At 35.5% G+C, this 12,115-nt stretch carries 11 protein-coding genes; 9 read left to right on the top strand and 2 right to left on the bottom strand.

Annotation, left to right across the window (positions count from 1 at the left end; all coding sequences use genetic code 11):
- Positions 1-6: 6 nt before the first annotated feature.
- The 7 genes from ACYIAM_RS10340 to ACYIAM_RS10310 all read left to right on the top strand — a co-directional run bounded on the left by ACYIAM_RS10340 (position 7) and on the right by ACYIAM_RS10310 (position 6,685).
- Positions 7-87, top strand: coding sequence for an integrase core domain-containing protein (locus ACYIAM_RS10340; protein ID WP_141670356.1), 81 nt, complete (start codon positions 7-9; stop codon positions 85-87).
- A gap of 13 nt (positions 88-100) precedes the next feature.
- Complete coding sequence (locus ACYIAM_RS10335) at positions 101-1,276, top strand: 3-deoxy-D-manno-octulosonic acid transferase (protein WP_483748187.1); 1,176 nt, start codon at positions 101-103, stop codon at positions 1,274-1,276.
- A 542-nt stretch (positions 1,277-1,818) separates the two neighbouring features.
- Entirely contained in the window at positions 1,819-3,480 is a 1,662-nt protein-coding gene (gene recN, locus ACYIAM_RS10330) for a DNA repair protein RecN (protein ID WP_483748186.1), read from the top strand.
- A gap of 51 nt (positions 3,481-3,531) precedes the next feature.
- Complete coding sequence (gene coaBC / locus ACYIAM_RS10325) at positions 3,532-4,758, top strand: bifunctional phosphopantothenoylcysteine decarboxylase/phosphopantothenate--cysteine ligase CoaBC (RefSeq protein WP_483748185.1); 1,227 nt, start codon at positions 3,532-3,534, stop codon at positions 4,756-4,758.
- Positions 4,742-5,200, top strand: a complete 459-nt coding sequence (gene dut, locus ACYIAM_RS10320; RefSeq protein WP_174796431.1) for a dUTP diphosphatase — start codon at positions 4,742-4,744, stop codon at positions 5,198-5,200. The genes coaBC and dut overlap by 17 nt, the downstream gene beginning before the upstream one ends.
- A complete protein-coding gene (slmA, locus tag ACYIAM_RS10315) occupies positions 5,197-5,790 on the top strand; it encodes a nucleoid occlusion factor SlmA (protein ID WP_174796430.1) in 594 nt (197 codons plus the stop codon). Before dut ends, slmA begins: the two co-directional genes overlap by 4 nt.
- Before the next feature lie 61 nt (positions 5,791-5,851).
- Complete coding sequence (locus ACYIAM_RS10310) at positions 5,852-6,685, top strand: mechanosensitive ion channel domain-containing protein (RefSeq protein ID WP_174796429.1); 834 nt, start codon at positions 5,852-5,854, stop codon at positions 6,683-6,685.
- 58 nt (positions 6,686-6,743) lie between these two features.
- Here ACYIAM_RS10310 and cysE read toward each other — a convergent pair whose 3' ends face one another.
- Both cysE and ACYIAM_RS10300 read right to left on the bottom strand, forming a co-directional pair.
- Positions 6,744-7,505 carry a serine O-acetyltransferase gene (gene cysE / locus ACYIAM_RS10305; RefSeq protein WP_483748191.1) on the bottom strand — a complete coding sequence of 254 codons (762 nt, stop codon included), beginning with the start codon at positions 7,503-7,505 and terminating at the stop codon, positions 6,744-6,746.
- 188 nt (positions 7,506-7,693) lie between these two features.
- Positions 7,694-8,935, bottom strand: coding sequence for an oligosaccharide MFS transporter (locus ACYIAM_RS10300; protein WP_202984936.1), 1,242 nt, complete (start codon positions 8,933-8,935; stop codon positions 7,694-7,696).
- A gap of 208 nt (positions 8,936-9,143) precedes the next feature.
- On the opposite strand from ACYIAM_RS10300, the gene ACYIAM_RS10295 reads away from it, so the two are divergent.
- Positions 9,144-10,148, top strand: coding sequence for a LacI family DNA-binding transcriptional regulator (locus tag ACYIAM_RS10295; protein WP_483748184.1), 1,005 nt, complete (start codon positions 9,144-9,146; stop codon positions 10,146-10,148).
- A 465-nt stretch (positions 10,149-10,613) separates the two neighbouring features.
- Positions 10,614-12,095, top strand: a complete 1,482-nt coding sequence (locus ACYIAM_RS10290) for a SulP family inorganic anion transporter (protein ID WP_483748183.1) — start codon at positions 10,614-10,616, stop codon at positions 12,093-12,095.
- Positions 12,096-12,115: the final 20 nt, after the last annotated feature.

Below are 12,115 nucleotides of genomic sequence, written 5' to 3'. Positions count from 1 at the left end.
TTAACGATTTATAATACCGAAAGACCGCATGAGGCGTTAAATAACATGACACCGATTGAGTATAAAACACTAAAACAAGCAGCATGATTTTCTACGTGAGTTGTGTACTAGGTTTGGGGTATTTACAAATTTACAACATATTGGTCAACATTATTTTCTTACTTCTTTGTTTCATCGATGGAATAAAAAGAATTATATAATGATTCATGCAATATCTTTAGGAGAAGTTGATGCAGCAATTAATTTAATTAATTCATTTGAACCAGAATCAAATGAAAATATTATATTAACAGTAACATCTATTCAGGCTTATAAAAAACTACATAAGAATAAACTGAATTTGAAAATATTATATTTTCCTTTTGATTCATTAATTCATCAAACTTTGTTTCTTAGTCACTTTCATATCAAAAAAGCAATAATTATTGAGCATGATTTTTGGCCAAACTTTCTTGCAGTAATGAATATGCTAAAGCGAGAGGTGATACTTTTAAATGGTCATATTTCAGATAAAACAATACAACGTCTTAGTAACAGGTATTATAGAGAGTTAATGTTTTCGCCAATTAAAAATGCTTATGTACAAACAGATGACCTTAGAACAAAACTGCTACATATAATGCCAGATATTAATGTGTCGGTTGTGCCTAGCTACAAACTTCCCTTAAATATTCGCGTTAATGGTGTTGAAAATATCACTTCCGAAAGGAAAGTAATAGCAATTTCTAATTTTCATCCCAATGAACTTAATACTGTTAATGTTCTTTTATCTAAATTAATTCATCTTGATTATAAAATAATACTTGTGCCCAGACATATTAATTTTTTTGATGATTTTATTCAGGTGATTAAAAAGCAATATAATAATCAAGTAGAGGTTATATCGGAATGTAACGATATTGAAAATATATTGTCAGATATTGTTTTTGTAAAAAGTTATGGGGTTTTGAATCGCATTTATTCTATGTCACACGCATCGATTGTATTTGGTTCTTTTGACTCCTCTTTAAAAGGACATAGTTTATTTGAACCACTTCTTTATGGTGCTATGGTTTATTACGGCCCCCATTTTTCTTCTCAGAAATATATGGATGAACTATTACATTCTTTTATACCAGATATACAACATGACATAAATAGTATTTTTCAGCAGATAGAAAGTCTGACGACTCAAGATAGACTTCGTATTTATAATAGTTTTGTTAAGACCGTAGAACGAGAGGCAGTTATATTAATTAATCATTTTAGGGAGATAGAAAAATGGATAAGAAGCTAGATAATTTAAGTAGTAGTTTGATTTTTGATGCTCATAAACGTTTAGGACTAAGTGTAAGAGTTCTAAGTTATACATTGAATCCTATTGTTAAGAAAAAATATTTAGTAATAGATACAATCTGATGTTCAGTCATTTTTTTCATATTTAAATCCTCTGTGGGTTAATAAAGAGAATTTTCTACTCTTTTACTGTACTATTTTAGGGGATAGTTACAATATGATCGTTTAAAAAGAGGAATGTACATAAACCGTGTACAAAAATCGAGATACATTTCTTTGTCCTTAAAGCCCATTTAACTTTAATAATTTATTGACTATTTAAATCAAAATTCAATAAATGATAGTAATTTTGATAAACCAAATAGTAAATAACATCAAAAAGTTGCATACCGCCTAGATGAAATAGTTTCGATTTCATATAAATAGAACTTGTAAATATCCCCAAAACCCCCTCAAAAAATAAAAATAATCACCTGTATTTATTTACAGTGTTTTTACTGCTATACTGCCAATATTATAACTAGCCTTATGTATTAATTTATTATGATAACTCAACTAACTATTAATAATTTTGCTATTGTGGATCAGCTTCTTGTTGACTTTACTACGGGGATGACCGCTATTACGGGTGAAACGGGCGCGGGGAAATCTATTGCTATTGATGCATTAGGATTATGTTTGGGTAATCGTTCTGATGCCTCATCTATTCGGCATGGTGCTGATCGTGTTGATATTTCTGCAAGCTTTGTGCTTGATGATACGCCGGCTGCATTTGCGTGGTTGAGAGAAAATCAGCTTGATGAGGGCAATGAATGCATTTTACGCAGAGTGATTAATCAAGATGGGCGTTCTAAAGCATTTATTAATGGTCGTGCGGTACCTATTTCGCAATTAAAAGATTTGGGGCAAATGTTGATTCAAATTCATGGGCAACATGAACATCAGCGCCTGTTACGCAGTGATTATCAACAGTTGTTACTAAATCATTATATGAATGAACCCACCTTGCTCGCCCAAATGCAGCAAGCCTATAAACAGTGGAAAGAAGCAACACGAGCTTACCAGCAATACCAAACTACACGGCAAGAGCGTGATGCGCATATGCAGCTTTTACAATATCAGTTAAAAGAGTTAAACGAATTTTCACCAATTTCTGGTGAATATCAACAAATTGATGAAGAATACAAACGATTGTCCAACAGTGAACAATTAATCAATCTAAGTCAACAATCTGTAATGTTGTTAGATGAAGCCGATGAATATAACGTCAGTAATTTGCTCAGTAGTGTTAAAAATAGTGTTCAAGAATTGGTTGAGCTCGACCCAACTTTACATAATGTTTGTAACATGCTTGACGAGGCTTCCATTCAGATTAAAGAAGCTAGCTACGAACTTCGTCACTATAGTGAACGTTTAGAAATTGATCCAGCTCGCGTTATGCAGCTTGAACAGCGATTATCTAAACAAATTGCTTTAGCGCGAAAGCACCATGTTGCCCCCGAAGCATTACCCGATTTGCATCAGACCTTGTTAGCTGAATTTAAACAAATTAATCAACAGGATGAACAGAGCGAACAACTTAAAACTGATATTAGTAAATACCATCAACTTGCGGTTGACATTGCCGCTAAATTGCATCAAAAAAGGATCACAATAAGTAAAACTTTAGCCAAAAAAGTAACCACCATTATGCATGAATTATCCATGCCTAATGGGCAATTTAGTATCGATATCGCTTTTGACGAAAATCGATTAAATGAAGATGGCGCCGATCAAGTCATCTTTTTAGTCAGCACCAACGCTGGTCAAAATCCACAACCGCTTGCTAAAGTGGCATCTGGTGGTGAATTATCACGTATTGCCTTAGCCATTCAAGTTTTAACGGCGCAAAAAATGGATACTCCTGCTTTAATTTTTGATGAAATTGATGTTGGTATTAGTGGTCCAACCGCAGCGAAAGTGGGGCAACTATTAAGGCAACTTGGGCAATCGACCCAAGTGATTACCGTCACACACTTACCACAAGTGGCAGGGCAAGCAAATCAGCACTATTTTGTTAGTAAACAAACAGATAGCAAACAAACCTCAACCGATATGCAAAAATTGGATGAAAATGGACGGTTAAATGAGTTAGCCAGATTATTAGGTGGCGATAAAATTACAGAGGCAACATTAGCCAATGCAAAAGAGCTACTTATTATCTAACTGAATTGTGGTAATATAGCGCTTTCATCTTGATGTGAAGGAAGCTTGATCATGAGTCTATCGGGTAAACATATTTTGTTAGGCATTACAGGTGGCATTGCTGCATATAAATGCCCTGATCTTGTTCGCCATTTAAAAAAAGCCGGTGCGCAAGTGCATGTCGTGCTGACGGATTCAGCTAGCCATTTTGTGACTAAAATGACCCTGCAAGCTGTTTCTGGCAATCAAGTATCTTGTGATCTCTTTGATCCGTCGGCCGAGCTTTCTATGAGTCATATTGCACTGGCCAAATGGGCTGATTTAGTCTTAATTGCGCCAGCAACTGCCAATATTATTGCCAAAATGGCCAATGGTATTGCTGATGACCTGTTATCAACCATTTGCTTAGCCACGCCAGCACCAATAGCCATTGCTCCAGCAATGAATCAACAAATGTATAAAGCTGTGGCAACTCAACATAATTTATCAGTATTAGCCTCAAGAAATACCTTAATTTTAGGACCAGATAACGGGTTCCAAGCCTGTGGTGATATTGGACCAGGGCGTATGCTTGAGCCACACGCAATTGTTGAAGAACTTGCACTCTATTTTAAAGCAACTTCAGTACTTTCAGACATATCCATTACCATTACAGCAGGCCCAACGATCGAAGAAATCGATCCAGTTCGTTACATTAGTAATTATAGTTCAGGAAAAATGGGCTTTGCAATTGCAAACGCGGCGGCGCAAATGGGGGCTACCGTTACATTAATTAGTGGACCAGTCCATTTAGATACACCAAATGGTGTCAAGCGAATTGACGTTAAAAGCGCTAAACAGATGTATGATGAAGCATTAAATTGCGCGCAAAAATCAACTATTTTTATTTCGTGCGCAGCGGTTGCCGATTATCATGCCAAAACAATTGCGACACAAAAAATCAAAAAAACCAGCGATAACGAAGAACTTATTATTGAATTAGTAAAAAATCCCGATATTGTAGCAAGTGTCGCAGCACTAAAAACGAATCGCCCTTTTGTGGTAGGATTTGCAGCAGAAACTCATGATGTCAAAACTTATGCACTAAAAAAATTAATCACAAAAAATCTAGATTTAATTTGCGCTAATGATGTTTCAGATAAAACCATCGGCTTTAATTCTGATCAAAATACATTAACGCTATATTGGCAAAATGGTGAGCAAACGTTACCATTAAGCAGTAAACAACAATTAGCAACACAGTTACTTCAAGCTGTTATAACACGATATAAAGCGAGTCATGATGAAAAGAAAAATTGATATAAAAGTATTAGACCAACGTTTGGGTAATGAATTTCCACTCCCAACCTATGCAACCGAAGGATCTGCTGGCATTGATTTACGCGCGATGTTTGATAAAACCACCGAAATCAAACCAGGTGAAACAATCTTAACGCCGACGGGCTTATCAATGCATATTGCCGATCCTAGTTTGGCTGCTTTAGTATTACCTCGTTCAGGGCTTGGTTCAAAAAATGGTATTGTGCTTGGTAATTTGGTCGGTTTAATCGATTCTGATTATCAAGGCCAATTATTTGTTCCAGTTTGGAATCGTAGTCAAATGCCTTTTGTTATTGAGGCAGGCGATCGAATTGCCCAATTAATTATTGTTCCGGTTGTACAAGCCGAATTTAACATTGTTGATGAATTTGTTGAGTCAGCGCGTGGAGAAGGTGGATTTGGGCATTCGGGTAAAAAATGACTGTGAGTAGCAAAAATAAAAATCGTAAAGAAGATATTTTACAAGCATTGGCAAAAATGCTTGAATCTAATGAAGGTACTCAACGAATTACGACAGCCAAATTAGCCGCAACAGTTGGTGTGTCTGAAGCAGCGTTATATCGACATTTTCCAAGCAAAACAAAAATGTTTGAAAGCTTAATTATCTATATTGAAGATATTTTATTGTCGCGCATTAATGTGATTATTCAAGATGAGCCTAATACCTTTACGCGTTTACAACTTATTCTTGCCTTGATATTAGGTTTTTCTGAAAAAAACCCGGGATTAACCAGAATTATGACCGGTCATGCATTAATGTTTGAGCAAGAACAGTTACAAGAGCGAATTAGCCAGCTATTTGAACGCATTGAAACTCAAATTAAACAAGTTTTACGTGAACGAAAAATTCGTGAGGGAGTGGCTTTTATAACAGACGAACGGATTTTATCTAGCCAGTTATTAGCTTATTGTGAAGGTATGATGGCGCGTTATTCTCGTTCAGGTTTTAAATATCTACCAACCACTAATTTTGATACACGTTGGACTTTATTAGTTAAACAACTGGTTTAGCCAATTTTGCACAAAAACACATTAACAGAAATTTCTATTCCCTATTACCGAGGATAATAAGATGAATTTTGAAGATTTCTTAAATCATACCCTTACCTTTATCAAACGATATGATGGGGTTGTATTTAGCTATATCGCTCATTTCTGCTTTGCTATTCTTATTTTTGTTATTGGTAGAACAATTGCTAGATTTATTAGCAACCAATTAAAACGGATATTATTCAACCGACACGTTGATCCGACCGTTGTTAAATTTGTCAGTGCTTTGTCGTACTATGTCATCATTGTCATGACCTTGGTTGCCGTTTTAGGTCAATTAGGCGTACAAACGGCCTCGATTGTTGCTGTTATTGGTGCCGCTGGTTTAGCGATTGGTTTAGCATTACAAGGTTCGCTATCTAACTTTGCCGCTGGGGTTATTTTAATTATTTTTCGCCCATTTAAAGTCGGTGAAACTGTCATCATCAATAGCCAGCAAGGCGTTATTGATTCTATACAAATCTTCTCAACCTCTATTGTTACCCCAACGAATGAACTTGTTGTGATCCCGAATAGTCAGGTAGTGAGTGCCAATATTATTAACTATACACGTTTGCCTGAAAGACGTTTAGATTTGGTGATTAATGTGGGTTATAATTCAGATATTCAAAAAGTTTATCAAGTATTAAAACAAGCCGTTGATAAAACCAATAATATATTAACCACCAAAGAGCCAACCATTCGATTAGATGTATTAGATGCTTCCTCAATGAATTTTAATGTTTTAGTTTGGACATTAAATGAAAATTACGGCACCGTAAAAGGTGAATTGCTTGAAAATATCAAAAATGGGCTAACTGAAAATAATATCAATATTCCATATCCAACCATGGATGTAAACCTTAATACTAAGTAACAGTTATACAAAACGCCGTCGATATCTATTTGCGGCGTTTTTTATTCTTTAATAACAATTAAATATCTTGATCCATATTTAAAGCTGGCTTGTCGCAATCAGGGCAACCCACCACTTTTGCTGGCACGCCGGCAACGGTGGTATGCGGTGGCACAGGATCTAACACAACTGAACCTGCACCAATTTTAGCCCCTTTGCCTATTTCAATATTGCCTAAAATCGTGGAGTGTGCACCAATCATCACACCCTCACAAATTTTTGGGTGGCGATCACCATTTTGTTTACCCGTGCCACCTAAGGTGACAGATTGTAAAATAGAAACATCGTTTTCAATTACCACGGTTTCACCAATCACAATGCCTGTCGCATGATCAAACATCACCCCATAGCCAATTTTTGCTGCTGGGTGAATATCTACCCCAAACACTATCGCAATCTGGCTTTGTAAAAAAATAGCCAATGATTTACGGTTTTGCTGCCAAAGCCAATGTGCAATTCGATAAGCTTGTAGTGATAAAAAACCTTTGTAATAAAGCAGTGGCGTTGAATAATAATGAGTTGCTGGATCGCGAATATAAACAGCTAGAATATCGTTTATTGCGGACTGAATAATATTTTCATCAGCTTTATATGCTTGCCGAGCAATTTCACGAATTTCAATAGCCGGCATAACCTGAGAAACAAGCTTATTAGCTAAAATATAGCTTAAAGCACTACCCAGATCTTCATGATTGAGTAAAGTTGCATGGAAATAACTCGCCAGCATTGGTTCACTTTCGACTAATGTCGATGCTTCTTGTCGAATGGCTTGCCATAACATCTCGGGTTTAACAACTATTTTTGCATCGTTCACGACATGTTCCTGTACACAATAACTAAAATTGTTAACATTGTTTCGCAAACTTAACCTAGAAGCAAGTTTTGTATTCATTTATCATCACGTTAAAAAACAAAATGGAAATTCCATGTTTCCATTTTGTTATTATTGTTAATGCGAATTTAAAATTATTATTGTTTTGATTTTTGCTCATCGCTTAAAGTAAATATTGCTATCACCGAAGTCAGTAAAACAACACCGGCAAGGACATAAAATGTTGTCGCATATCCGGTATTATCAAATAATTTACCAACTAACCATGACAACACAATAACGCCAAGATTGGATGAAATATTAAACCCAACTAAATAAAGGGTCGCTGATAATCTTGCATCAAAATTACCCACAATATATTTGAACATTGCTAAAATAAATAGTGGAATTTCAATCGCATGAAAGAGTTTAACGAAAGAAATCAAATAAATATTATCCAATGTTGCCGATAACGCAATTCGGCAAATCATAACCAATGCGGCAACTAATAATGATTTTTTAGCCCCCATTTTATTAATAAAATAAGGCGCAATAATCATACAAGTTGCTTCTAAAAAGACTTGGAAAGAATTTAAATAGCCATAAACTTGATAACCATCTTCTTTCTTTTCAAAAAAACTGGTATAAAAATTCGGAAATAATTGCTGATCATAGATGGTATAAAAGCTGTAAGTACCAATAACAAACAAGACAAACAACCAAAATTTTTGTAAGCCAAATAGTGAGAAAATTTCACCCATTGTGGGTATGGTCGATGTTTTTTCTGTTAAAGCAGTATTGTTATTTTCGGTCTGCGATCCTTGATAGTGTGTTGGCTTAAATACAATATTAATAATTAAAAAGATAGCAGCAACCACCGATGCCATCCAAAAGTTAATATGCGGATCAATACTAAATAAAATACCCGCAACAAAGGTGGCAGCCGCATAACCAAACGATCCCCAAAAACGCGCAGGACCGAATTCAAAACCAAATAATCGACTAATACGCTCAATAAACGAATCAATCAAAGCACTACCTGAAATAAAGCTAGCACTTAAAACAGGGGCTCCGATACACACACCAAAAATAAAATCATTTTTCAATAAAGGTTCATACACATAAATTAAGAATGGACCAATAAGCACCATAATAATACTTTGAAAGGTTACTACCGCTTTTCCTATTTGTAATTTATCTTGGATAATGCCATAGAAGATCATAAAAAACATGGCTGCGGCAGAATTAGCTGCATAAACAATACCTAACTGTTCGCCCGATAAGCCAATTTTACCTTTTAACCAAATGGCATAAAAAGACCACCAAAGCGACCACGCAGCGTAAAACGTAATAAGGTAACCAGACGAGAACCAATAGTTTCTATTTTGTATCATATTCATGTTTATTACTCTTATATTGTTGAAGTTTGATGAAGTTTAACGTTAACATGTTAATGTTAACATTATGACCATATTTAATACGAAATAGATAGAATCGATTATCATAAATGTTAACCTCCTCACACTTTTTATCATTTATATTTGTGGTATCATCTCCCATAAGTAATGACCGATAATAATTTTATCTTGTTAAGCAAAAGGATTAACAATGGCTTCACTTAAGGATGTTGCAAAATTAGCATCTGTTTCACTGATGACGGTTTCACGTGCAATAAATAATCCTGACAAATTAAATAAAGAAACTTATAAACGCGTTAAACAAGCTATTGAGCAACTTAATTATGTGCCTGATTTATCGGCAAGAAAGATTCGTGGTGATAACTCAGGACCTTCTGCTATTGGTGTTTTAGCATTAGAAACCGCCATGACACCGTTTTCAGTAGAATTGCTCCAAGCCATAGAAAAAACAGCCCAAAATCATGGATGGAATACTTTTATTGTTAATTTATTTGATGATAAAGATGCCGATCATGCTATTAATACCCTACTGTCATATCGCCCTAACGGTATCATCTATACCACAATGGGATTAAGAAAAGTTGAACTACCTGAAAAGTTATTAGATAAAAACGTTGTATTAGCTAACTGTATAAGCGATTCAAAGCAACTTGCTTGCTACATTCCTGATGACTATTTAGGTCAATATCAAGCCATGCAACAGGTCATAAATAAAGGCTATAAAAAGCCGCTATGTATCTATTTATCAGAAAACACATTAGCAGGCAAAACCAGACGTAAAGCCGTTGAGCAAGCGTGGCTCGATGCGGGTTATCATTTAAATGCTATTAACAGTTATCACACCTCAATATTATCAGATGACCTTGCACAAGAATATATGATGACGGTTGATATATTGAAACAACATTGTCATAAAACACCTGATTTTGATGTACTGATTTGTGGTAATGATCGAATCGCTTTTGTTGCTTATCAATTTTTACTCGGTCAAGGATTAAGTATTCCAAATGACATTGCTGTATTAGGTTACGATAATATGGTGGGAACGGGTGAACTATTTTATCCTCCATTAACAACAGTCCAGTTGCCTCATTATGAAATTGGCCAAAAAGCTGCGTTACATATTATTCATGGCAAAAGCCAAAAAGAGATAATACAGGTAGCATCACCTTATTTAGAAAGAGCCTCTTTGTAATTGAAATAAAATATATTAGCTCAAACCAAATAAAGGCATAAAAAAAACAGATCTAAAACATTGTTTAATTGCCAATGCCCAATCCCATTTTCAATTTTGTCTATTTTGCTTTTAATGATGACGGTTAATGCCGTCATTAAATCCTATAATAAATAGATCTATTGCAACGGCATCATTTAAATTTGCATGGTTAGATTAAAATTTTTAAGCAATAAAAATATTATAATTTTCAAAGATAATGAGAAAATTATTCATTGTACAATGGGTTAAGTTCTATTATTATAAAAAATATAATTTCATTATGGAGTATACCTGTGTAGCTTTTTGCGCGTTCTTTCTATCAAGAATAATTATAGTTACTCGCGTGATGCACACAAGTCATATCTTTCCTATCAACTTTTGATAACCTTATAAGTGCATTGCTTCACGCGGCAATTTTCTTTTTTTCAGTGGTGATTAAATTCAATGCAATCTTTACATAAACAATGGTTTTCCAATATCAGAAATGATGTTCTATCGGGCATCGTTGTAGCACTTGCCCTTATTCCTGAAGCAATTGCTTTTTCTATTATTGCCGGTGTTGACCCTAAAATGGGGCTGTATGCGGCTTTTTGTATAGCGGTTATTACTGCTTTTGCCGGTGGTCGCCCAGGAATGATTTCTGCCGCTACTGGTGCAATGGCGCTCGTCATTGCCGGACTGGTTAAAGCACATGGGGTTGAATATTTACTGGTCGCGACAATCTTATGCGGTATTTTTCAGATTATTGCTGGTTTTCTTCAATTAGGGAACTTAATGCGCTTTGTTTCTCGCTCTGTGGTAACGGGTTTTGTTAATGCATTAGCCATCTTAATTTTTTTAGCACAACTTCCTGAGCTAACCAATGTCACATGGCATGTCTATGCAATGACCATTGCTGGGCTTGGCATTATTTACCTGTTCCCTTATATCCCCAAAATAGGAAAAATGATTCCTTCACCGCTACTTTGCATTCTTATTCTTACCGGTATCTATATGTATTTTGGCATGGATATACGCACGGTGGGTGATATGGGTACATTACCCACCAGCTTGCCTACGTTTTTACTCCCGAATGTCCCTTTTAAGCTTGATACCTTATTGATTATTCTGCCTTACTCTCTTTCATTAGCCATTGTCGGCTTATTAGAATCAATGATGACCGCAACCATTGTAGATGATATTACCGATACGCCGAGTGATAAAAACCGAGAATGCAAGGGACAAGGTATTGCTAATATCGTGACAGGCTTCTTTGGCGGTATGGCGGGGTGCGCAATGATTGGGCAATCAATTATAAATATGAAGTCAGGCGGACGAACGCGTCTATCCTCATTTATCGCTGGAACTGTACTTTTATTATTAGTTGTTTTTTTACAAGACTGGGTAAGCCAAATTCCAATGGCTGCGTTAGTAGCAGTGATGATCATGGTTTCCATTGGTACCTTTAGCTGGGACTCGATTAAAAACCTGAAATCATACCCACTTTCAACCAATATTGTGATGCTGGCAACTGTAGTTGTCGTTGTATTTACCCATAACCTTGCTTATGGCGTATTTGTTGGGGTATTACTGGCATCGCTGTTTTATGCCAATAAAGTCGCTCATTACCTACAAATAAAAACAGAGCAACCCAGCAAGGAACAACGTATTTATACCGTGTATGGACAAGTATTTTTTGCTTCCTCTACAAAATTTATTAGTTCATTTGATTTAAAAGAGGTTATACAAAAGGTAACAATCGATCTTACCCATGCACATTTTTGGGATATAACCGCTGTAGCGGCTTTAGATAAAGTGGTGATTAAATTCCGCAAAGAAGGTGCACAAGTGGAAGTGTTAGGGCTAAATAAAGCCAGTAGTACAATTGTAGACCATTTTGGGGTTTATGATAAACGAGATGCAAAACAAAAGCTAAATAATCACTAAACCAATAGAGTAGTGAAAAA

It is taken from the genome of Gilliamella sp. X-60 (assembly GCF_057063585.1).
The sequence above is the reverse complement of the archived record's forward strand: the minus strand, read 5'-3'. Positions and strand labels throughout refer to the sequence as shown.

Coding starts and splice junctions, on each gene's coding strand:
- ACYIAM_RS10300 (WP_202984936.1), bottom strand. CDS start 8,935: ATGAATATGATACAAAATAGAAACTATTGGTTCTCGTCTGGTTACCTT.
- recN (WP_483748186.1), top strand. CDS start 1,819: ATGATAACTCAACTAACTATTAATAATTTTGCTATTGTGGATCAGCTT.
- ACYIAM_RS10310 (WP_174796429.1), top strand. CDS start 5,852: ATGAATTTTGAAGATTTCTTAAATCATACCCTTACCTTTATCAAACGA.
- ACYIAM_RS10290 (WP_483748183.1), top strand. CDS start 10,614: ATGCAATCTTTACATAAACAATGGTTTTCCAATATCAGAAATGATGTT.
- coaBC (WP_483748185.1), top strand. CDS start 3,532: ATGAGTCTATCGGGTAAACATATTTTGTTAGGCATTACAGGTGGCATT.
- slmA (WP_174796430.1), top strand. CDS start 5,197: ATGACTGTGAGTAGCAAAAATAAAAATCGTAAAGAAGATATTTTACAA.
- dut (WP_174796431.1), top strand. CDS start 4,742: ATGAAAAGAAAAATTGATATAAAAGTATTAGACCAACGTTTGGGTAAT.
- cysE (WP_483748191.1), bottom strand. CDS start 7,505: ATGTTATGGCAAGCCATTCGACAAGAAGCATCGACATTAGTCGAAAGT.
- ACYIAM_RS10295 (WP_483748184.1), top strand. CDS start 9,144: ATGGCTTCACTTAAGGATGTTGCAAAATTAGCATCTGTTTCACTGATG.